General features: G+C 45.7%; 22 protein-coding genes. 9 read left to right on the top strand and 13 right to left on the bottom strand.

Features of this window, described 5'->3' with window-relative positions; all coding sequences use genetic code 11:
• Positions 1-12 precede the first annotated feature (12 nt).
• Both thrC and ung read left to right on the top strand, forming a co-directional pair.
• The gene (gene thrC, locus AC121Z_RS03430; RefSeq protein WP_498126691.1) at positions 13-1,296 is read left to right on the top strand and encodes a threonine synthase; all 1,284 of its coding nucleotides are present in this window, start codon (positions 13-15) and stop codon (positions 1,294-1,296) included.
• A gap of 6 nt (positions 1,297-1,302) precedes the next feature.
• A complete protein-coding gene (ung, locus tag AC121Z_RS03435; RefSeq protein WP_498126693.1) occupies positions 1,303-1,965 on the top strand; it encodes a uracil-DNA glycosylase in 663 nt (220 codons plus the stop codon).
• 49 nt (positions 1,966-2,014) lie between these two features.
• Here ung and AC121Z_RS03440 read toward each other — a convergent pair whose 3' ends face one another.
• The 3 genes from AC121Z_RS03440 to tal form a co-directional block, all read right to left on the bottom strand.
• Entirely contained in the window at positions 2,015-2,185 is a 171-nt protein-coding gene (locus tag AC121Z_RS03440) for a DUF3545 family protein (protein ID WP_498126695.1), read from the bottom strand.
• A gap of 169 nt (positions 2,186-2,354) precedes the next feature.
• Positions 2,355-3,959: a glucose-6-phosphate isomerase gene (gene pgi / locus AC121Z_RS03445; RefSeq protein ID WP_498128135.1), complete on the bottom strand. Its 1,605-nt coding sequence runs from the start codon at positions 3,957-3,959 to the stop codon at positions 2,355-2,357.
• 383 nt (positions 3,960-4,342) lie between these two features.
• Positions 4,343-5,296, bottom strand: a complete 954-nt coding sequence (gene tal / locus AC121Z_RS03450; protein ID WP_498126697.1) for a transaldolase — start codon at positions 5,294-5,296, stop codon at positions 4,343-4,345.
• Between the two features lie 163 nt (positions 5,297-5,459).
• On the opposite strand from tal, the gene yaaA reads away from it, so the two are divergent.
• Positions 5,460-6,230 carry a peroxide stress protein YaaA gene (gene yaaA / locus AC121Z_RS03455; protein WP_498128136.1) on the top strand — a complete coding sequence of 257 codons (771 nt, stop codon included), beginning with the start codon at positions 5,460-5,462 and terminating at the stop codon, positions 6,228-6,230.
• A gap of 364 nt (positions 6,231-6,594) precedes the next feature.
• Positions 6,595-6,930, top strand: coding sequence for a VOC family protein (locus tag AC121Z_RS03460; protein WP_498126699.1), 336 nt, complete (start codon positions 6,595-6,597; stop codon positions 6,928-6,930).
• Positions 6,931-7,148: 218 nt separating this feature from the next.
• Here the strand turns inward: AC121Z_RS03460 and AC121Z_RS03465 are convergent, their stop codons facing one another.
• From AC121Z_RS03465 to AC121Z_RS03480, 4 genes are read right to left on the bottom strand one after another with little or no spacing between them, the layout of a single operon-like run.
• Positions 7,149-7,577, bottom strand: a complete 429-nt coding sequence (locus AC121Z_RS03465) for a DUF4426 domain-containing protein (RefSeq protein ID WP_498126701.1) — start codon at positions 7,575-7,577, stop codon at positions 7,149-7,151.
• A gap of 17 nt (positions 7,578-7,594) precedes the next feature.
• The gene (locus tag AC121Z_RS03470) at positions 7,595-8,134 is read right to left on the bottom strand and encodes a YggT family protein (RefSeq protein WP_498126703.1); all 540 of its coding nucleotides are present in this window, start codon (positions 8,132-8,134) and stop codon (positions 7,595-7,597) included.
• A gap of 14 nt (positions 8,135-8,148) precedes the next feature.
• The gene (proC, locus tag AC121Z_RS03475) at positions 8,149-8,970 is read right to left on the bottom strand and encodes a pyrroline-5-carboxylate reductase (RefSeq protein WP_498126704.1); all 822 of its coding nucleotides are present in this window, start codon (positions 8,968-8,970) and stop codon (positions 8,149-8,151) included.
• Between the two features lie 33 nt (positions 8,971-9,003).
• On the bottom strand, positions 9,004-9,690 hold the full coding sequence (locus AC121Z_RS03480) for a YggS family pyridoxal phosphate-dependent enzyme (RefSeq protein WP_498126706.1): 687 nt from the start codon (positions 9,688-9,690) through the stop codon (positions 9,004-9,006).
• 31 nt (positions 9,691-9,721) lie between these two features.
• On the opposite strand from AC121Z_RS03480, the gene AC121Z_RS03485 reads away from it, so the two are divergent.
• Genes AC121Z_RS03485 through AC121Z_RS03495 form a run of 3 tightly spaced genes read left to right on the top strand, consistent with a single transcriptional unit; the run spans position 9,722 to position 12,201 of the window.
• Positions 9,722-10,765, top strand: a complete 1,044-nt coding sequence (locus AC121Z_RS03485) for a type IV pilus twitching motility protein PilT (protein WP_498126707.1) — start codon at positions 9,722-9,724, stop codon at positions 10,763-10,765.
• Between the two features lie 3 nt (positions 10,766-10,768).
• Positions 10,769-11,884 (top strand): PilT/PilU family type 4a pilus ATPase, encoded by a 1,116-nt coding sequence (locus tag AC121Z_RS03490; RefSeq protein WP_498126708.1) that lies wholly within the window; start codon positions 10,769-10,771, stop codon positions 11,882-11,884.
• Between the two features lie 5 nt (positions 11,885-11,889).
• Positions 11,890-12,201 carry a putative signal transducing protein gene (locus AC121Z_RS03495; RefSeq protein ID WP_498126709.1) on the top strand — a complete coding sequence of 104 codons (312 nt, stop codon included), beginning with the start codon at positions 11,890-11,892 and terminating at the stop codon, positions 12,199-12,201.
• A gap of 15 nt (positions 12,202-12,216) precedes the next feature.
• On the opposite strand, the gene ruvX is transcribed toward AC121Z_RS03495, so the two are convergent.
• The 5 genes from ruvX to AC121Z_RS03520 form a co-directional block, all read right to left on the bottom strand.
• On the bottom strand, positions 12,217-12,630 hold the full coding sequence (gene ruvX, locus AC121Z_RS03500; protein ID WP_498126710.1) for a Holliday junction resolvase RuvX: 414 nt from the start codon (positions 12,628-12,630) through the stop codon (positions 12,217-12,219).
• Between the two features lies 1 nt (position 12,631).
• On the bottom strand, positions 12,632-13,198 hold the full coding sequence (locus AC121Z_RS03505) for a YqgE/AlgH family protein (protein ID WP_498126712.1): 567 nt from the start codon (positions 13,196-13,198) through the stop codon (positions 12,632-12,634).
• A 3-nt stretch (positions 13,199-13,201) separates the two neighbouring features.
• A complete protein-coding gene (gene gshB / locus AC121Z_RS03510; RefSeq protein WP_498126714.1) occupies positions 13,202-14,152 on the bottom strand; it encodes a glutathione synthase in 951 nt (316 codons plus the stop codon).
• Positions 14,153-14,224: 72 nt separating this feature from the next.
• A complete protein-coding gene (locus AC121Z_RS03515) occupies positions 14,225-15,679 on the bottom strand; it encodes a GAF domain-containing sensor histidine kinase (RefSeq protein ID WP_498126715.1) in 1,455 nt (484 codons plus the stop codon).
• 108 nt (positions 15,680-15,787) lie between these two features.
• Positions 15,788-16,516, bottom strand: coding sequence for a 16S rRNA (uracil(1498)-N(3))-methyltransferase (locus tag AC121Z_RS03520; protein WP_498126717.1), 729 nt, complete (start codon positions 16,514-16,516; stop codon positions 15,788-15,790).
• A gap of 634 nt (positions 16,517-17,150) precedes the next feature.
• On the opposite strand from AC121Z_RS03520, the gene AC121Z_RS03525 reads away from it, so the two are divergent.
• The gene (locus AC121Z_RS03525; protein ID WP_498126719.1) at positions 17,151-17,969 is read left to right on the top strand and encodes a mechanosensitive ion channel family protein; all 819 of its coding nucleotides are present in this window, start codon (positions 17,151-17,153) and stop codon (positions 17,967-17,969) included.
• Between the two features lie 61 nt (positions 17,970-18,030).
• Here the strand turns inward: AC121Z_RS03525 and AC121Z_RS03530 are convergent, their stop codons facing one another.
• Complete coding sequence (locus AC121Z_RS03530; protein ID WP_498126720.1) at positions 18,031-18,822, bottom strand: M48 family metallopeptidase; 792 nt, start codon at positions 18,820-18,822, stop codon at positions 18,031-18,033.
• Between the two features lie 433 nt (positions 18,823-19,255).
• On the opposite strand from AC121Z_RS03530, the gene AC121Z_RS03535 reads away from it, so the two are divergent.
• Positions 19,256-21,076, top strand: a complete 1,821-nt coding sequence (locus AC121Z_RS03535; RefSeq protein ID WP_498126722.1) for a choice-of-anchor I family protein — start codon at positions 19,256-19,258, stop codon at positions 21,074-21,076.
• The last annotated feature ends 55 nt before the right edge of the window (positions 21,077-21,131 follow it).

Raw genomic sequence — 21,131 nt, forward strand, 5'->3', positions numbered from 1 at the left:
GAGAAAAATTGAGTGGATTTAGTCAATTTAAAAGTCGCTGAACAGCGCGTAGATTTCTCCCAAGCCGTGAAAACAGGTTTAGGTAAGCAACAGGGACTTTTTTTCCCTGAACAGTTTGTTGCACTTGAAAACGTCGACGAACTTTTAGATATGCCATTGGTAGAACGCAGCATCGCAATACTCTCGCACCTCATTGGTGATGATGTAGCGCCTGATGTTTTGCGTGACATCGTGACAACTGCCTTTAACTTCCCTGCACCGATCGAAGCAATTAGTGACAACACGTATTGTTTGGAATTATTCCACGGACCGACATTGGCCTTTAAGGATTTTGGTGGTCGCTTTATGGCGCAATGCTTGGCGAATATCAGCCATGGCCAACCCATTACAATTCTAACGGCTACTTCGGGTGACACCGGTGCTGCAGTTGCGCACGCGTTCCATGGTATCGAGAACATTGATGTGGTGATCCTGTTTCCTAAAGGCAAGATAAGCCCTCTACAGGAAAAATTGTTTACCACCTTAGGCGGCAATATTCACACTGTTGCAATCGACGGTGATTTTGATGCTTGTCAGGCGCTAGTTAAGCAAGCCTTTGACGACCCTGAAGTGCGTGATGGATTGCATTTAAATTCAGCAAATTCTATCAATATTAGTCGCTTAGTGGCTCAGGTTTGCTATTACTTTGAGGCCGTTGCGCAATTGCCCAAGGACCAGCGCGAACAGTTGGTAGTGTCGGTTCCTAGTGGTAACTTTGGTAATTTAACTGCAGGTGTTATCGCTAAAGTCCTTGGACTCCCAATTAAGCGCTTTGTTGCCGCGACAAATCTGAATGACACCGTGCCGCGTTTTTTACGGACTGGCAAATGGCAACCTAAACCAACGATAGCGACACTCTCGAATGCAATGGACGTCAGCCAGCCAAATAATTGGCCGCGCATAGAAGCAATGCTTGCTCGGAATGAAATTGCGCCAGAGTGCATCATTGGAGAAATGGTGGATGAAGATTACACCCAATTGGCCATGAAGCAGCTCGCCAAGCTCGGTTATATTAGTGAACCGCATGCCGCAGTAGCGTATCGAGCGCTGCAACATCACCTACAAGACGGTGAAACTGGCTTGTTTTTGGGTACAGCACACCCCGCGAAATTTCGCGAGTCAGTTGAGAATGTATTGGGGCGTCCAATTAATCTGCCACCAGCGTTGGCTGAAGTTGCTGGAAAAGAAAGTCTGGCGACGGACAGTAGTGCTGACTACGCAGCACTGAAAGCCTATCTGTTTGCCACGCTCACCTAGTTTGTTATGGTAAAAACTTGGAGCGATGTGCTTGGGGCGGAAAAAAAGCAGCCTTACTTTGTTGCGATGATGCAAGAAATTGCTCGGCGCCGCCAGCAAGGAGAGGTCATTTATCCGCCGCAAGAGCTCGTTTTTAATGCGTTTGCATTAACCCCATTTGCAGAGGTGAAAATAGTCATTTTGGGGCAGGACCCGTATCACGGTGAGGGCCAAGCGCATGGCTTGTGTTTTTCTGTTCCGGAGGGGGTAAAACCGCCGCCGTCGTTAAAAAATATCTATAAAGAACTCGCCCGAGATTATCCTGATTATGCTATCCCTGAGCATGGGGACCTACAGCATTGGGCAGCGCAGGGCGTGCTGCTATTAAATACGGTATTAACGGTCACACACGGCCAAGCGCATTCACACGCTAAATTAGGCTGGGAACGGTTTACTGATCGTGTCATAGAAGCCATCAGCTCGCAATCAGACGGCGTAGTATTCATGCTCTGGGGCGGGCATGCACAGCGTAAAGCAGGCAAAGTCGATAGTCAGCGACACTGTATACTAACAGCACCACATCCATCGCCATTGTCAGCGCATCGCGGGTTTATTGGCTGCGGTCACTTTTCGGCCGCAAACCAATGGTTAGTAGCGCACCGCAAGCAACCTATCGATTGGCAGCTTTAACTTATCAACATAAACGAAAACGGCCGCACTAATTTGCGGCCGTTTAAATTTATCTGATTGCGGTGTCCAAATCGAAATCCATATCGAATTCAGCGAGCTCTTTTTCTAATCTGAAGCGGTCTTGAATCGCCTCAATTTCGCGCCATTTGCGTTTTTTGTTTCGTTGTTTGCTCGATTTATTTTCACTATCTGCCATCGCGAATACATCTTTTTTATTCACGGCGATCTCCTTATAGTTATTTTTGCGCACACTACGAGAGCTTGTCGAAGCATACTACTTAGCTTACTCAACTCACTCGATATTAATACCACAACGGCTTACAAGATAAAACCAAAATGTTAACTTTAGGTTAACATTTGATGACATTTAGGTTACTGGGCACTTGCACTTATTTGGTGCTTTGAACGCGTTGAAAAGCGGCAATTTGAGCTGCCGTTGACGCATCAAACTGGGCTAATTCTCGCTTACCATTAATTCCGTCAAGCACTTGATTACCAAGTACTTTACCTAATTCTACACCCCATTGATCAAATGAGTTAAGGCCCCAAATAACCCCTTGCACAAAGACCTTGTGCTCGTATAAAGCAACTAATGCGCCAAGGGTAAATGGGTCAAGGCGTTCAAAGCGCAAAATGTTACTTGGTTTATTCCCTGGCATGGTTTTATGTGCCGCTAAGCGCGTCTTTTCATGTTCGTCGAGATCGCTGTTTGCCATATCGGCAAGGCATTCTGCATAACTTTTACCCTGCATTAACGCTTGCGTTTGACCAAAACAATTCGATGCCAACATGGCATGGTGTTGTTTCGCAGCATCACTTTGATTGTCATAAACACTGAGTGGCAGGATAAAGTCGGCAGGGATCAGTGTGTTACTCTGATGGATCAGCTGATGGAACGAGTGTTGTCCATTGGTCCCTTCACTGCCCCAAATGATTGGGCCTGTGGCACATGTAACCGGCTCGCCCGCTTGATTGACTTGTTTGCCGTTACTTTCCATATCGAGTTGTTGAACATAAGCTGGGAAGCCGCGCAAATAGTGATAGTAGGGCAGTAAAACATGACTTTGCGCACCTTGAAAGTTACGGTACCAAATACCGAGCAATGCCATAATAAAGGGCATGTTGCTCTCTATTGGTGCATGTTGGAAATGTTCATCCATGGCAAATGCGCCTTTGAGCAGGGTCTCAAAATTTTCAAACCCTAGTGCAAGAGCGATCGGTAACCCAATGGCGGACCATAAACTATAGCGACCGCCGACCCAATCCCACATAGGGAAAATATTATCACTTGCGATGCCGAATTCTTGTGCCGCTTTGACGTTTGAGGATACACAAACGAAATGCTTAGCAACGTTTTGTTGTTTGCCGCCAGCAGATAGAAACCAGGCTTTTGCCGATAAGGTGTTTTGCAATGTCTCTTGTGTGGTGAATGACTTTGATGACATTACGATGAGTGTTTCGCGGTGATCCAGTTTGGCGAGTACATCCCGAATATGACAACCATCGACGTTCGCAACGAAATGCACATTAACTTTCTCTGATTGGAGAGGTTTTAATGCCTCGGTCATGATTTTAGGGCCCAAAAAGGAGCCACCAATACCAATGGCAACAATGTCTTTGATCACACTTCCGGTGTAACCCTTGTGTTCGCCACTGTGAACCGACTGCGTGAAAGCACGCATTTTAGTTAAGGTGGCCTTGACCTCAGGCATAACATTTTGACCATTAACATACACGGCTTTATCACTGAAGTTGCGTAATGCGGTATGCAGCACCGCACGGCTTTCGGTTGTATTAATTGTCTCGCCAGCAAACATGGCATCACGCTGTTGCTCCACCTTGCATTCACGGGCTAGTTCAAAAAGCGTTGCCAACAGATCGTCATCAAGACGGTTTTTTGAGTAATCAAGGTGAATGCCGCAAGCTTCTGCAGAATATCGCGTTGCTCGTGCTGGGTCTTGCGCAAATAAGTCTCGCATATGCTGGCCATCCATTCGTTTGGCATGTTGGTTAAGTGCTTGCCATTGAGCAGATGCATTGGTGTTAGGCATATTTAATCCTTATATGAGAGTTATTGAACGCGTAACTATAGTAAAGGATTGTTGGCACGCTGTGCAGTTAAAAAGTGCAGGAATTCTTATTGCAATGAATGGTCAGAGCAGCTGGATAAGAGTACAGGAAATTAATGTGTTTTATACTCGTTTCGATGGGAGTCGATTAGTTGCGGTTTGAGAAAACACGAATAGGGTTTATTGAGTATTCCGGTTTGCTGAGTCAAGACTCAGCAAACCATGCATTTTAAGCTTTCATGGGATAACGCTTTGCGAGCGCTGAATGTGTAATTTAGCCCTGCTGGAAAGCAAGCGCATCGCATTGACTAAAATTTCGCTTGCAGTAACGCTTCGAGCTTTTCCTGGTCTGCTGCAAAGTTGCGGATCCCCTCAGCGAGTTTCTCTGTCGCCATAGCGTCTTCATTGTGCGCCCACCGGAACTCGCTTTCTGTTAGTGCAGGGGGTTTAGCTGTAACCGTTGTCGCTGGTTCAAGCTTTTGTGTTAAGGTTCCTGGGGTATTTGCCAATTCTTCTAAAAGCTGGGGGCTGATGGTGAGTCGATCACACCCAGCTAGCTCGATGATTTCTCCAGTATTGCGGAAGCTAGCTCCCATTACAACAGTACTGTAGCCATGCTGCTTGTAGTAGTTATAGATTTTCGTTACTGATAATACCCCTGGGTCTTCTGCTGCGGCATAATCACTCTTACCGGTACTCTGTTTATACCAATCTAAAATGCGACCGACAAAGGGCGAGATCAAAAACACTCCAGCCTCAGCACAGGCTTGGGCTTGCGCGAAACTAAACAGTAAAGTGAGGTTACAGTTAATCCCTTGCTTTTCTAAATATTCTGCAGCTTTAATCCCCTCCCAAGTAGAGGCAATTTTGATCAGGATACGCGATTTATCAACGCCTGCGTCTGCATATAGTGCGATTAACTTTTCCGCTTTGGCGATTGTTGCTTGGGTATCAAAAGAAAGGCGGGCATCAACCTCTGTCGAGATCCGCCCTGGGATGATTTGTTGGATTTGATGACCAATACTGACGGCTAACTTATCGCTGGCATTATCCACTTGCTCAGCAGTCGAGCCGCCTTGGGCTTTGGCATAGGCGATAGCATCATCGATAAGCGTTGCATATTGGGGTAATTCAGCCGCCTTAAGCAATAACGAAGGATTGGTCGTGGCATCAACCGGTTGATATTTTTTTATGGCTTCGATATCACCAGTATCGGCTACGACAGTGGTCATCGCGCGCAAAGCGCTTAATTGATCAGACATATTGGATTCTCATAGTTCTTAATGTGCATAGGGTATAACTGTCGGCTGTGGAGTGCTAGTTATCTGCAGGAATTAAATATAATTTTTAGTCAGTGCTTGGTTTTTTGTAGATTGCCGCAATCTTCTTAGTAAACACAAGATGAGTGAAAGTGAAACTGTTGTTATGTTAGTTGTTTTGTCCCCCGCCAAAAACCTTGACCTTGATCCAGTAAAGTTGAATGTTAGCAACACTCAACCTGAATTATTGAACGAAACCAAAGCGCTCGTGGATGTCTGCCGCACCCTTGCGCCCGCCGAGCTTTCATCGCTAATGAAAATCAGTGACAAGCTGGCCATACTCAATGCTGAGAGGTTTAACAGTTTCGAGTTTCCATTTACTGCCGCAAACGCGAAACCTGCAGTACTCACTTTTAATGGAGATGTATACACCGGTTTGCAGGCGGAGTCCCTTAGCACCGATGAACTCGCGTTTGCTCAGCAGCATCTGCGCATTTTGTCAGGTCTGTATGGCGTTTTACGTCCATTAGATTTGATGCAAGCCTATCGCCTAGAAATGGGAACCTCGTTAAACACCGGTGATTATAAAAATTTGTATGAATTTTGGGGTGATAAGATTACTGAGGTATTGAACCAGCAACTGGAGCATGCCAATTCCGAAGTGTTAGTCAATCTGGCGTCGAATGAGTATTTTAAAGCCGTAAAGAAAAAACAACTCAAGGCCAGAATAATTACACCGGTATTTAAAGATTTTAAAAATGGTCAATACAAAGTGATTAGTTTTTTTGCCAAGAAAGCGCGTGGATTAATGGCACGGTATATTTTGCAAAACCAAATTCTCGATGTCGAAAAGCTGAAAGATTTTGCTTCGGAAGGCTATCAGTATGAGCCCAAGCTAAGCAGTGTCGACGAATGGGTATTTACGCGTAAGCAATAATCCCAGTCACTCACATTGTTAGCTCTAGTAGATAAGAAGTGATCTGGAACAGTTTTTTCTAGCAGCCCTAAAGTAGGCCAACTTGCCCATATGTGAGGTACAAATGGATACAATAGCACGCCAGAAAATAATCATTACATAACACTGACAGTTGCGCGCGACAAAATAGAAAAGCTTCTGTTACCGCCAGCCGGTGCGCTTGAGCCACCCAAGTAGCTGGATTTTCAAAGCGATAGAAAACCAGTGCTTAAACAGTTGATTTCAACTATAAGCCGCAAAACCGTGGTTGAACAATGGTGTTTCATTGGTTGCAGAATGGACATCTAACGTCTACTGTTTTCTCTTAGTCAGATGGAGATATGCAATGGAACTTGGACAATTTTCAGTAAGCCTCGCAGTGAAAGATATTCAGCAATCCAAAAAATTCTACGAGGCGCTTGGATTTGTTGCGTGTGAAGGGTGCGGTTCAATCGACGACAATTGGTTAATACTGCAAAAGGGAGATGTGGTGATTGGTTTATTTAAAGATATGTTTAAGGACAATATTTTAACCTTTAATCCTGCAGATGCTCGTGCCATTGAAAAGAGCATGGTCGATTCCGGTTATACGCCGGTGACCGCAACGCAAGGCAATACTGGCCCTTGTCATTGCGTTTTCACTGATCCGGATGGGAATCAAGTGATGTTCGATCAATTCTAGATTTTAGCGTCAGTGGTTTAAATCTAAAGAGGGTATGTCCGATTCAGCAACGGATTTGTCGGTGTCGTTTTGTGTGCATACGATCCAAATCTGCGGAATTGACCGGATCTGATTTCGCCATGCTGAAAAAATTCAGAGATAGGGTAAATGCGGAAAGCTTAACCTCTGAAATTACCCAAGCCTGAGCAGAGCGCATAGGTAACAATGACTAGTGACTGCTACTCAGCATACAGTTTTTGTGAAAAGTTTAAGGTTTGGATTTCGTTGCCGGCTTGGATCTGAATAGCGAACCGATAGGTCTCCATGTCCCTGTAGGGTAAAACAGCCAAGTAATACACAGCGTCACCCTCGCGCACGCGCTTGAACTTCAGTTCCTTTTGAGTACCAATTAAATTCGTCGCGCTTCCTGAAACCGCAGGTTCAAGCGCTTTTTTTGAAGCTGAATCCAGGACTGAAATGTTAACCAGAGCGTTGAAGCGACTACGCACAATGCCATTGGCTTTGGCTATTTCGGGCGTTAAAAAAGTCGTATTGACCACCATATAATGAACATCCCAACCGCCGAGTGTGGCTTTTTGTTCAGCGTTTGCAACTCCAGAGAACCACAATGTAATCAGTCCAACTATCACATACGCATAATGCCGCATGACTCCTCCTCTGAAAATTAAAAACCGCCGAAAATATCGCCGAGTAATATGCGAATAAACTGTAACCCAATGATTGCAATCAGAACAGACAGATCTAAACCACCCATGGGCGGAATAATCCGACGGATGGGCGCCAAAAAGGGCTCTGTCAACTGCATGGTGACATATTCAATCGGATTGTTACCTTGGCTTACCCAGCTTAAAATCGCTCGTAAGATTAAGATCCAGAAAACCAGACTCAGACCTTCTCTAAGTACATCAACAAAGGCTGATATAATGATCGCCAACGGTGCAAAATTAGCGCTAAATACTAAAGATATTGTCGTGATCTTGGCAATTGACACCAATAGTGCAAAGACAAATGTAGCAGTATCAAAGGGACCAATTGATGGGATAATCCTGCGCATTGGACCAACAATCGGCTGAGTCGTCTTTACAACTACCTGACTCAATGGATTATAAAAGTCTGCTCTAACCCATTGCAGCCATAAGCGCAATAAAACAACCATTAAATACAGGTTGAATAGGGTCGTAATAAGAAAATAAGTCGCGTTCATAAAAGGCTCTTTAGTTAGAATTCATTAGACATTTCTTCGGCGCGTTTAACCGCAGCCTGCATCGCTTCGCTGACTAGGCTACTTAGGCCCCCTTGCATAAATGTTTGTAGTGCTTGCGCTGTAGTACCGCCTTTCGAGGTAACGTTTTCACGCAAGGTAGAGAGTTCCACCGCTGGATTCTTAACCACCATTTTGGCAGCGCCAAACATTGCTTGCTGCACCATTAAACGGGCTTGTGAGTGACTGAAGCCCATCTTCTCTGCCTCCGCTTGCATGGCCTCCAAAAACAAAAAGAAGTACGCGGGGGCACTACCTGCCGCAGCAATTACACCATCAATTTGTGACTCTTCATCAACCCACACAACTTCCCCAACCGCTGCCATTAGGTCAGCACAAACTTGACGCTCGGTTTCATTGACTGCTGTATTAGCAATCAATCCCGTTAAACCTGCACCCACGGCACTTGGCGTGTTAGGCATGGCTCGTACCCACTTAGTTGCTGCCGGTAGCATTTCACTGAGCCGGTTTAGCTTAATTCCTGCAGCAATAGACATAAATACCTTATCGTCAGATACTTGCGCAGAGTCCAAGGCGCCAAGAACTTCTGCCATCAGTTGTGGCTTCACCGACATGACAATGACGTCAGCGTAAGCAACAACAGCATCGTTATCAGTGGTTATGTTGATACCAAACTCTTCTTGCAGGTCCATTAATTTATCGGTAGAACGGTTGCTCGCGGTTATGGCGTTCGGCGAATAGCCTGACTCAATAAGTCCAGCGATGATACTGCGGCTCATATTACCGGCACCGATAAATCCTACATGTTTAGTTTGCATGCTACTCCCAAAATACTTGTGTCGTCTGTGTGATCAGTTGCGTTGCCCGAAAATTGCTGTGCCTATTCTTACCATAGTGGAACCGCACTGGATCGCAATTTCGGCATCGTTACTCATTCCTATAGATAAAGTATCTATGGTTGAATGCTGTTGTTTCAAGAGGGAATACAGTTTATTCATGCGGTCAAAACTGGCCCTTTGCATATTGACGTCAGTAGAGTTAGCCGGGATAGCCATTAAGCCACGCAACTGCAGATTCGGTAGTTCTGCCACCGCTTGGGCAAATTCTTCTACGTTTTCGGCTAACACACCCGACTTGGTATTCTCACTATCGATATTGACCTGAATACAGATATTCAGTGGCGTTAGATTCGTCGGCCGCTGTTTCGACAAGCGCCGCGCAATCTTCAGTCGATCGAGACTTTGCACCCAAGCAAAGTGCTCCGCCACAACCTTGGTTTTATTCGATTGTAATGGACCAATGAAATGCCACTCAATATCCGTGTAATCACGCATCTTGATGATTTTATCGACGCCTTCTTGAACGTAATTTTCGCCAAACAAACGTTGCCCCGCCGCATACGCTTGTTGTAAATCTGATACCGGTTTTGTTTTGCTAACTGCTAGTAATTTAACTGATTTTGCTGGACGATGGGCAACTTCAGTTGCGTGCGCAATCATCTTGTAGGCGCTTTCCAGTCGATCTGCTATTGTTTGCATAGCGTGTTTAGTTTTTTCGGAGACACAGACCTTGGATATTACCGAACTTTTAGCCTTTAGTGTGCAAAACAACGCATCGGATTTACATTTAAGCGCAGGACTACCCCCGATCATTCGTGTTGATGGTGAGATGCGCCGCCTAAATGTACCAGCCCTGGATCACAAACAAGTCCATGCATTGGTTTATGAAATCATGAACGATATGCAGCGTAAGGAATACGAAGAAAATCTAGAGACTGATTTTTCTTTTGAAGTTAAAGACCTGTCGCGCTTTAGGGTTAACGCGTTTGTGCAAAATCGTGGTGCCGCGGCTGTACTGCGGACCATTCCTAGTAAAGTGTTGACCTTAGATGATCTGGGAGCGCCGGCAATCTTTAAGGACATCATCAACCAGCCGACTGGGATTGTGTTGGTTACCGGTGCGACCGGTAGTGGTAAGAGTACCACTTTGGCAGCAATGATTGACCATATCAATACTCACAAACGTGAGCACATTCTGACTATCGAAGACCCGATCGAGTTTGTGCACGAAAATAAGCTTTGCGTGATCAACCAACGTGAAGTTCACCGTGATACTCATAGTTTCAATAATGCGCTCCGCAGTGCTCTGCGTGAGGATCCTGATGTTATTCTCGTCGGTGAATTACGTGACCTCGAAACGATTCGTTTGGCAATATCAGCTGCGGAAACGGGGCATCTAGTCTTTGGTACCCTACACACCAATTCCGCGCCGAAAACTATCGACCGGATCATTGATGTGTTTCCTGCTGAAGAAAAGGCCATGGTGCGTTCTATGTTGTCAGAATCTTTGCGCGCAGTTATCTCACAAACCTTACTTAAGAAAGTAGGGGGCGGCCGTATCGCGGCCCACGAAATCATGATTGGTATTCCGGCCATCCGTAATCTAATCCGTGAAGACAAAGTGCCGCAAATGTATTCGGTTATTCAAACCGGACAAGCCCATGGAATGCAAACCATGGATCAGTGTTTGCAAAAACTTGTTGGCATGGGCGTGATTTCTCCGCAAGATGCAGCGGCTAAATCTATCGATAAACAACCCAAACCAGGATTCTAAGCGATGCATTCTCTTGATGATTATTTAGAGCAAATGGTAGGCGAATCGGCCTCTGACGTATTTATTACCGTTGGCTATCCGGTAAGTGCCAAAATTAATGGGCAATTAACCCCATTGGGCGATGATGCGCTTACGGCCGACGATGCCTTGGATTTGGTGCATCAGGCAATGTCAGATAAGCAACGCGAGGAGTTCGAAACTAGCAAAGAATGCAATTTTGCTATAGCGCGGGAAGGCATTGGACGCTTTCGTTGTAGCGCGTTCTGGCAGCGTGATCTGGCCGGTATGGTTATTCGTCGGATTGTTACGCAAATTCCACAAGCTGATGATTTAGGGCTGCCGCCAGTGCTGAAAGATATCATCATGGCTAAGCGCGGCTTAGTGTTATTTGTGGGGGGAACCGGCACGGGTAAATCAACCTCATTGGCGGCGTTAATTGGTCATCGCAATGCAAATTCAAAGGGCCATATTCTCACTATCGAAGATCCCATTGAGTTTGTGCATGAGCATAACAAATGCGTGGTGACCCAACGAGAGGTAGGGATAGATACACTGTCTTTTGATGATGCGTTGAAGTCTTCCTTACGACAAGCGCCTGATGTTATTTTGATTGGTGAGATCCGCTCAATGGAGACCATGGAATACGCCATGTCATTTGCCGATACTGGACATTTGTGTGTAGCAACACTACACGCAAACAATGCCAACCAGGCAATAGAACGGATTATGCACTTAGCGCCGAAAGATTTGCACGATAAGTTGCGTTTTGATTTGAGTTTGAACATTCGTGCAATTGTGGCGCAGCAGCTGGTGCCGACGATCGATGGTAAAGGGCGGGTCGCAGCGATAGAGATCTTGTTAAACTCACCTCTGATCACTGATTTAATCCAGAAAAACAATATCGGGTCGCTCAAGGAAGCCATGCAGAAAGGCAAAGAGGCAGGCATGCAAACCTTTGATATGGCACTGTATGATCATTATAAAGCGGGGCGGATCTCTTTGGATCAGGCGCTGCATCATGCCGATTCTCCGAATGACTTGCGCTTAATGATTAAGTTGGATACCAATGAAGGGTCTGGACTGGGTTCATTGTCCAACGTATCGATTGATATGGACTAACAGGTTTGCTGATCTATCGCGATTACGATCGCTTCCTAGTCTTTAGAGTCAAGGCATTGTTAGAGGAGCACGGAATACCGTGCTTCTTGAAAAACGAATATATCGCGGGTGCAATTGGCGAGGTTTCGCCACTGGATGCACAGCCTGAGGTCTGGTTGACCGACGCTGAGTGGGCGTCTAGAGCCCGCGTTCTTATCGATGAATTCAGACACGATTATGTCAATAGCGACAATGGTGATGATTGGAGTTGCAGCGGTTGTGGGGAAGTTAATAGTGCAAACTTTGCGGTCTGCTGGCAATGCCAGCACAGTCGTTAACAGGGTAATGAGCAATTAATGGTTCTCAAAGTAGCTTTGCAGGATCAAACATGCAGAAACACTGTCGATTTTCCCTTTTTCGAGTTTCTTAAAACCACCCATAGCAAATAATTCAGCTTTGGCATCCACAGTGGTCAAGCGTTCATCCCATAACTCCACCGACACTTTAAACCGCCCGTGCAAGCGATTGGCAAAGGTGCGTGCGCGTTCAGTTAAGGGTTGCTCTGTGCCATCCATGTTTAATGGCAGGCCAACAATACAAGCGCTGGGCTGCCATTCAGCAATGATTTCTTCCACTTTAGACCAGTCGGGTACGCCATCGCGAGCTTTCAGTGCATGTAATGGCGATGCCGTTGCGGTGATAGATTGCCCGACCGCAACACCAATGCTTTTTACGCCATAGTCGAAGCTTAATAGTGTTCCGCGCATGTTAAGCATGTCCTGCATTCGGTGCTAGTTGCCAGATATCAACGCCTAGTTTGTTTACTGCAGCTTGCCATTTTTTATGAATGGGTACGTCAAACAATATATCGGTGTCTGCGGCGACTATTAACCAGCTGTTTTCTTGGAGCTCTTGCTCTAACTGGCCGCCAGTCCAGCCTGCATAACCCAAAGTCACTAATGATTTTTCTGGTCCTTGTGCGCTTGCGATGGCTGGCAAAATATCTTTCGAGGTCGTTACCATGATTTCTGGTGTTAACGCTAGACTGGAAGACCAGCCCTCTTGGGTCGTGTGTAGAATAAACCCACGATCTTGCGAGACCGGTCCGCCTGCCAGTATGACCTTTTCCGCATAAGCATCATCCACCGCTACACTGTCATCGATCTGATTAAGTAATGCCTTCAGATTCATGGTGGTTGGTTGATTGATAACCAGCCCCATCGCACCTTGTTCATTATGCTCACAAATATAGGTCAGCGAGCGTGAAAAATAACGATCTTCCAAGCTCGGCATAGCGATCAAAAAATGATTTTCAAAGGTGACTCGGTCTGACATAGCTTAACGATTAATCCTTTCTTCAATGGCGTCGAACAACTGACTACAAATATTAATATTGTAGGCGGCTTCAAGTTCGCGCACGCAAGTTGGGCTGGTGACATTGATTTCTGTGATTTTGTCACCGATGACATCTAAACCGACAAATAACAAGCCCTTTTCAACCAGTGTGGGTGCAATAGCTTCCGCTAATAGCCGGTCACTATCACTGATTGGTTGTGGCCTACCAGTCCCCCCTGCAGCAAGATTTCCGCGGGTTTCGTTACCACTGGGCAGGCGCGCTAAACAGTATGGAATAATTTCACCGGCAACAATCAATACCCGTTTGTCACCCTCTTTGATGGCCGGCAAATAGCGTTGAAACATAGCATATTGCTGTCCATTTTTGGTCAGTGTCTCTGCAATGACCCCCAAGTTGGTGCCATCTTCAGTGACTCGAAAAATAGACACGCCACCCATTCCGTCCAGTGGTTTGCAAATAATATCGCCGTGTTCGGCGTGAAAGGCTTTAATTTTTTCCTTTTGTGCGGTGACCAGTGTTGGGGGGGTGTACTCGGAAAACCAAGTGGTAAACAGCTTTTCATTGAAATCACGCAAACTTTGCGGTTTGTTGACCACCAAACACCCTTGTCGCTCGGCTAGTTCCAACATGTGGGTTGCGTAGATAAATTCCGCATCTACAGGAGGATCTTTGCGCATTAATATGACGTCAAAGTGTGACAGTGCAACCTCATGGCGTTCACTGAGTGTAAACCAGTCTTCGGGATTTTCTTCAACCTGTAATGCACGACAACTTGCATACGGTAATCCATCGTTGATATAGAGGTCTGTCATTTCAATGTAGGACAGGTTGTAGCCACGCGCTTGGGCCTCTAGCAGCATGGCAAAACTGCTATCTTTTTTAATATTGATGGCATTGATGGGGTCCATCACTATGGCTAACTTGATGCTCATGTGAATCCTTTGAATCCTGACTTTTATAGGAAATGGCGGTGCGAAAGATTATTTCAAGTTAGGTGCTGAAAATTAGTCGCTTTCGTTTGCATTAATCGGAATGCGTAACCGAAACAACGTACCTTTCCCCAGGACGGACTCGCAGTCCAAGGTTCCTTTCAACACATCGACAGCCAAGTTGTAACAAATGTGCATGCCTAAGCCAGTGCCACCACTACCACGCGCATTTGTAAAAAATGGCTTATAAATGTTTGCAACCGTGTGCTCAGACATACCTTTTCCATTGTCACGATAATCCAACGATAAGTAAGATTGTACTTGATTGCTATTATCGATACGTACGCGGATGGTGATCCGCCCACGCTGACCGGAGTCAAACGCATGGGTAGCTGAATTCATGATAAGGTTGATTAAAATTTGCCCAAGCGCTCCAGGATTGGTTTGGAAGTTCAGATCAGGGTTTACATCCAGGCAAAAAACATGACCAAAACGTTTTAAGCGCGGCTTTAAAGATAAAAGTATCTCATCAATATAATCAATTACATTGATCGTTCGCGGCTCTTGAGAGTGTTGGTCAATCGAGAGTTGTTTGAAGGTTGTAATCAATTGGCTGGTGCGAGCCAGATTCCGCTCGATGATGTCGGATGCTTCGCCGCATTCTCGGTAAAAAGATTCAAGATCAGACCGTTTTAGCGCATCTTGCTCAAACAGTGTTCTGGATTTTTGCTGCATCGCGCGCAGATAAGTGGCGGCAGTAATGGCAACCCCAATGGGGGTATTGATCTCATGGGTTAAGCTCGACATCATGGTACCAAGCGCTGCCATATTTTCCATCTCGAGCAGTTGCATCCGAACTTCATTGCGTTGATCCAGCGCTTTGCTCAATAACACGTTGGCTTCACTGAGCTCTTTCGTTCGCTCTGCAACTCGTTGTTCTAATTCATTGTGTGACTTTTTTAACGCCGAAATCATGCGCGATCGCTCAATAATCACGCTTAATATTTTCGCTTCATAATCAAGCGCATGGATGTCATCTTGACTTGGCGCTTGGCTTTGCTCAGGGTAGATTGCCAGAGTGCCATACACCTCACCCGCCGGAGAAATAAGTGGATGCGACCAACACGCCTTTAACTCTGCTTGTTTAGCCATAGCAGCCAAAGGTTGCCAGTCTTTACTGGTTAGAACATTTGCCTCATAGATGGGTTTTTTATGGAATACCGCAGCGCCGCAACAACCGTTATTAGCCCCCACTGGGAAATTAGTCAGTGCTTTTACAAACTCCTGGGGAAAGCTGGGGGCTACCAGTGGAGATAAGGTTATTTTATCATCGTTTAACAGCATGATAATACAGCGCACGCCCGGGTGAGCTTCTTCAATACCTTGCACCATGGTGCGTGCAACAGTTTTCAAGGAGGCACCACTAATTAACAGGTCGAGGGCTTTCGCTCTGCCTATTTCGATAGCACTCCTACTTTGTAACTGTGTGATTTGCTCCTTGCTGATACTTCTTTCGGGGTTCTTAGACATTCAACCTACTGCGTTGCAATCGCGCTTCAATGCAAACAAATATGACGTTCACACGGTAAACGCAATTTTAAGATGTGTCAAAATTTTGTCAGTTAATTGTTTACTTGACTAAATATCGCCAAAGCTTGCTTGCAGTATAGAAATTGCAGCAACTGCGGCAGTTTCTGTACGCAACACCCTCGGGCCCATCGTAAGCGCTTGATAGCCATTTTGTACCGCGGTATAGACCTCTTGTTGTGATAAGCCTCCCTCCGGTCCTATCAATATTCGAAAACCACGCGAATTACTCTCAAGCTGCTGGATTCGTTGATGTGCCGTGGGATCAAATAATAGGCGAGTTTGATCGGATGACGTTTTTAACCAGTCGTGCAACAGTACTGGACTATTCAATACAGGCAGTGTGTTGCGGCCGGATTGTTCGCAGGCTGCTTGAATTATTTTGGCCCATTGTGAGAGTTTCTTATCCCAACGCTCCGCACTCAATTTCACCGCGCAGCGTTCTGTAATTACCGGTGTTATGTGCGTGACTCCCAGTTCGGTGGCTTTTTGCAAAACCCAATCCATTCGGTCGCCTTTACTGACGGCTTGCCCAAGATGCAAAGAGAGTGAGGATTGTGGATCAATAGCCAATTTCGCGTCGAGATATACGACCGCTTGCCGCTTGCCGATCTGGGTTACAACACCACTATATTCGTTGCCGTCACCGTTAAACAGAACGACTGGCGTTTGGGGCACGAGACGCAGAACATTGGCCATGTAGTGGGCCGTTTCTGCCGGCATAATAACTTCGGTGTCGACAGCTAGGGCACTGGCAACGAAAAAACGTGATACTCGCATACGGGGTCATGGTTGCTAATTAAGATGGCGCAAGAATAACATGCGTCCCATGCTGAACACAGGATGAAAAAGAAAAAGGCGCTTGCGCGCCTAAAATCTTGTGTGTATTTAGCTTAAGCTGACTACCTCGGTCTCTTTGGAGCTAATTCTATGAGCCTGTGTTGTGGCGCTATTTGAAGTTATTGCATGACCGGTTCCACGCGCATCAGGCGTGTTATCACCAGTATCTCTCATTAAAGCGTATATAAATAGTAGGCTAACTGCGGTAAACAAAATAGATAGTAATAACATTTTCAATTCCTTTAAAAACATTAATTGGGTTACGCCACCTGTTCTTCTGAACAGGTTTAGAGCGTGGTGGAAATATAGTCAATTTTTCAGAAAGATCCAGTGGATTTGCAAAAAAAAAATTGTTCTGCACGCCTTTATTTACGGGTGTCTGTGATTGGTGACAGGTTTTTAACACTTCTTCTACAATGTGTTTGCAGCGCTGTAACAAAGCATAACAGGGGCGCTCAAGTCTTTCGAAAAATAATTAAAAACAACACGTTGCTTTTTTAATTGCCAAATGTGTCTAAATGTTGCTATTTTTTTCTTCGGTTAAATTGTTAACCCAATTAGAAGGAATTTACACATGTATTCTGCTGAAGAAATTGAAAACTTGGTTAATACCTACGTAATCCCATGGGGTATTAATATCGTTTTCGCTATTCTTATCTACGTAGTAGGTAAAATTGTCGTTGGTGTTTTGATGTCGCTATTTAATAAGGTTATGGCGAAGTCAAAATACGATGCCATGCTCGTAGCGTTCTTGGCATCAATTCTCAACGCGGTGCTGATGCTATTTGTGATCGTTGCAGCACTCGATAAATTGGGCGTTGATACCACGTCATTGGTGGCGATTTTAGGTGCAGCTGGTTTAGCGATCGGTTTGTCCTTGCAGGGATCACTGCAAAACTTTGCAGCTGGTGTGATGCTGCTGGTATTCAAACCGTTTAAGTCAGGCGACTTTGTTGAAGCGGGCGGCACTATGGGGACGGTTAAGTCTATCGGTATTTTTACCACTATTATGACGACCCCAGACAACAAAGAAATAATCGTACCAAACGGTGCCATTTATGGCGGTAATATCACCAATTTCTCGGCCAAAGAAACCCGCCGTGTTGATATGGTGTTTGGCATTGGCTACGGCGACGACTTATTAAAAGCAAAGCAGGTGCTCGAGGCCATGGTCAAGGAAGATGAGCGTATTCTTGCTGATCCGGCGCCGCAAGTGGCAGTATCAGAACTTGGCGATAGCAGTGTTAATTTTGTGGTCCGTCCATGGGTTAAAAGTGGTGACTATTGGGGCGTGCTGTTTGATTTCACCGAAGCGGTAAAACTACGCTTTGATAAAGAAGGTATTTCAATTCCATTCCCGCAAATGGATGTGCACGTTCACAAAGAGGATTAATCCTTCTTACATTAAGAACTAGGGCCGCTAAACAGCGGCCTTTTTACTAATAAATTGAAGACTACGCCTGACAGTTAGGTTTTTGGGTTTGTTGCTGCGCAATTTTCTGGGCTTGTGGTAATAATGCGGACAGCGCGGCAATGCGAGTTTGTGGCGCTGGATGGGTCGATAGCAACTCCGGTTGGCGCTGGCCACCGCTGGCAGCTTCCATATTTTCCCACAATGTGATGGCTTGCTCTGGTGCAAAGCCCGCCTGCGCCATCAGGGTTAGCCCGATTTCATCGGCTTCTGATTCATGGGTTCGACTGAAGGGTAACTGCACTCCAACTTGCACTCCTAGTCCAATCGCGGCCATGATCGGACCAGAATTAGCAACCTCATTTGCAGCCATTATTTGTCCAACCGCCTGCGATCCAATCGATATGATGGTACTTTGCGACATTCGCTCATTGCCGTGTTGAGCAATAACATGGCCGACTTCATGGCCAATGACGGCAGCTAGTTGATGTTGATTTTTTGCGACCTGCAAGAGACCAGTGTATACGCCAATTTTCCCGCCAGGTAAGGCAAAAGCATTGACTTGGGGATCGTCAAACACAACGATTTCCCATTGGCCTGCAAATACCTCTTGACTTACTTGAGCAATAATTGGGCGAGCGACACATTGCACATAGTCATTTTCAATTGCTTTATTGGAAATCTGGATAGATTCCTTCATACCGTTAAAGGCTTGCGCTCCCATTTCAGACAACTGGCTATCTGAATAGAGAAGGACTTGATTTCTACCTGTTGGCGAAGTGGCACATCCCAGCAATGTGAGGACGGCAGTCGTTATAAATATTTTTTTCAGCATTTTGGGTTCATCGATTTCACTTAGTTATAGGAAGTATCTTGCGCCATTCAAGCACCCAGAAGCAAGTTAAAATAGAGCGGTGTTAAGGATGCATTTAGTTTTTATATTTACCCTAATCGTTTTCGTTACGAGTCTTCAAACATACATAAACTCAACATTAGCTTGCCTCGGTGAATGGTGATTCTGTACTCGTTATCACAGAGTCGAATGATGCGTTGATGGGAGATTGTGTATTCCCCCGTATTGCACATTCGGTGGAACGCTATCCTGTTGCTGGGGAGCGTTGTGCTAAGAACTTCATGCAATTGTAACAATTGCACTCTACCTTACTGCCAGTTAAAAACATAAATGGTGTGGACTTAGTCCACAGTATTTAGCATGATAAGCAATAATCAACTATTGTGTGACAATAACGACAAAAAAAGGAAGGCAAATGGCGGCTCGACAAGTATTCAAATACGGACTTCTGGCGTTTTTTGTGTCAGCGACGTTAGCAGGGTGTGGCTTAGACGGTGACGACGGATTACAAGGTGAACAAGGCTTGCAAGGGCCGCAAGGTGATCCGGGACAAGACGGTGCCCCGGGGCAAGATGGCCAAGATGGTCAGGATGGTTCAGACGCATCTTTAGGCATCACGCTATCGATCATTGGCCGCGCCAGTCTTGGCTCGAGTGGCGCTGCAGAAATTGTTCAATACCACAAAGAAACTCAGCGTATTTATGCGACCAATAGCTCGACTGGCACGATTGCGATTATTAATGCCAGTGGCTTAACGTCGAATGCCTTGTCGGATCCAATTAACCTAGTCAACTTGTCGGCCACGACAATCACGTTGCCGACAGAATTTGAAGGTACTGCGTTAGGTGGTGTAAACAGTATTGCCGTGTCAGGTGACTTGCTTGCCGTTGCAGTCTCAGGGGCAACCCAAGCAGACAATGGCATGGTTCTGTTTTACAACGGTCTGAATGACAATGCGCCTACATTGCTTGATGGTGTGATGGTAGGCAATTTGCCCGATATGGTTAAGTTCACCCCAGATGGCGGCAAAGTGATTGTTGCCAATGAAGGTGAGCCAAACGGTGATTACAGTAATGACCCTGAAGGCAGTATCTCGGTGATTGACATTCTTGCCAATAATGAACCTGAAGAAACTGCTGAAACCGTAGACTTTACACAATTTAATGGTCAGCAAGCTGATTTGGAAGCGCAGGGTATGGTCTTCCCCAATCCATCAGGTCGCACCATCAACGGTAATCTCATTGATATTTCTGTAGCGCAGGATTTAGAGCCAGAAGCGATCGAAGCAACTAATGATCGGGTTTATGTAACCTTACAAGAAAATAATGGGGTAGCAGTAGTAGACCTAGAAGATTTATCAGTTGAGCTCATTGGCTTAGGTTTTAAAGATTGGGCAGCGCTCAATTTCGATGGCAATGAAGATGGTGCCGTTAGCTTTGGTCAATACGATGGCCTCTACGGTGTGTATATGCCGGATACCATTTCAAGTTATGAATGGAAAGGAGCGACTTTCTTAGTCACTGCTAATGAAGGTGATGCGCGAGAGTATTTCTTTGATGTTGCAGATGAAGCTGCTTGTACCGCGGCTGGTGGCCTTAGTTTTGATGCTGATGATGGTTGCTTGTCGTACACCGATGAAGTGAAGCTTGAAGATATTGCTGCAGAACCGGGCTCAAAACTTGAGAGTCTTAAAATGATGGGCGATATCGATGGTTTACGAGTGAGCGCAGAACTGGGTGATGCCGATGGCGATGGTGAGTATGACATGGCGTACAGCTATGGTGCCCGCTCATTTACCATCTGGGATCAGAACGGTTTAGTGGTGTTTGATTCTGGCGATGACTTTGAGCGTATTACCGCTTCGGTCCATGGCGCGCAATTCAATAACGACAGTGATGTGAACGAAAGCGACTCACGCTCTGAAAACAAAGGGCCTGAACCTGAAGCGCTCACTGTTGGTATGATCGGTAATCGTACATATGCATTCATTGGCTTAGAGCGCATGGGCGGGATCATGGTCTATGATGTTACCAACCCGTATGACGTTAAGTTTGCTGAGTACATTATCAATCGCGACCTAACCGAAGGGCTCGGCGTAGCAGATGTTATTGGTGATTTGGCACCTGAAAGTTTAGTCTTTGTGGCAGCTGATGACAGTGCTACGGGTAACCCTCTGCTGATATCAGGGAATGAAGTTAGTGGTACTGTTAGCGTTTGGGAAATTACGCCAAACTAAATGAGATCAGAATGACCAAGGCGCCGCTTAAGGCGCCTTTTTTGTTTCATGACAA

It is taken from the genome of Alteromonas sp. DYW1 (genome assembly GCF_059752595.1).

Coding starts and splice junctions, on each gene's coding strand:
- ung (WP_498126693.1), top strand. CDS start 1,303: ATGGTAAAAACTTGGAGCGATGTGCTTGGGGCGGAAAAAAAGCAGCCT.
- pgi (WP_498128135.1), bottom strand. CDS start 3,959: ATGGATGGCCAGCATATGCGAGACTTATTTGCGCAAGACCCAGCACGA.
- tal (WP_498126697.1), bottom strand. CDS start 5,296: ATGTCTGATCAATTAAGCGCTTTGCGCGCGATGACCACTGTCGTAGCC.
- yaaA (WP_498128136.1), top strand. CDS start 5,460: ATGTTAGTTGTTTTGTCCCCCGCCAAAAACCTTGACCTTGATCCAGTA.
- AC121Z_RS03460 (WP_498126699.1), top strand. CDS start 6,595: ATGGAACTTGGACAATTTTCAGTAAGCCTCGCAGTGAAAGATATTCAG.
- AC121Z_RS03465 (WP_498126701.1), bottom strand. CDS start 7,577: ATGCGGCATTATGCGTATGTGATAGTTGGACTGATTACATTGTGGTTC.
- AC121Z_RS03470 (WP_498126703.1), bottom strand. CDS start 8,134: ATGAACGCGACTTATTTTCTTATTACGACCCTATTCAACCTGTATTTA.
- proC (WP_498126704.1), bottom strand. CDS start 8,970: ATGCAAACTAAACATGTAGGATTTATCGGTGCCGGTAATATGAGCCGC.
- AC121Z_RS03480 (WP_498126706.1), bottom strand. CDS start 9,690: ATGCAAACAATAGCAGATCGACTGGAAAGCGCCTACAAGATGATTGCG.
- AC121Z_RS03490 (WP_498126708.1), top strand. CDS start 10,769: ATGCATTCTCTTGATGATTATTTAGAGCAAATGGTAGGCGAATCGGCC.
- ruvX (WP_498126710.1), bottom strand. CDS start 12,630: ATGCGCGGAACACTATTAAGCTTCGACTATGGCGTAAAAAGCATTGGT.
- AC121Z_RS03505 (WP_498126712.1), bottom strand. CDS start 13,198: ATGTCAGACCGAGTCACCTTTGAAAATCATTTTTTGATCGCTATGCCG.
- gshB (WP_498126714.1), bottom strand. CDS start 14,152: ATGAGCATCAAGTTAGCCATAGTGATGGACCCCATCAATGCCATCAAT.
- AC121Z_RS03515 (WP_498126715.1), bottom strand. CDS start 15,679: ATGTCTAAGAACCCCGAAAGAAGTATCAGCAAGGAGCAAATCACACAG.
- AC121Z_RS03520 (WP_498126717.1), bottom strand. CDS start 16,516: ATGCGAGTATCACGTTTTTTCGTTGCCAGTGCCCTAGCTGTCGACACC.
- AC121Z_RS03525 (WP_498126719.1), top strand. CDS start 17,151: ATGTATTCTGCTGAAGAAATTGAAAACTTGGTTAATACCTACGTAATC.
- AC121Z_RS03530 (WP_498126720.1), bottom strand. CDS start 18,822: ATGCTGAAAAAAATATTTATAACGACTGCCGTCCTCACATTGCTGGGA.
- AC121Z_RS03535 (WP_498126722.1), top strand. CDS start 19,256: ATGGCGGCTCGACAAGTATTCAAATACGGACTTCTGGCGTTTTTTGTG.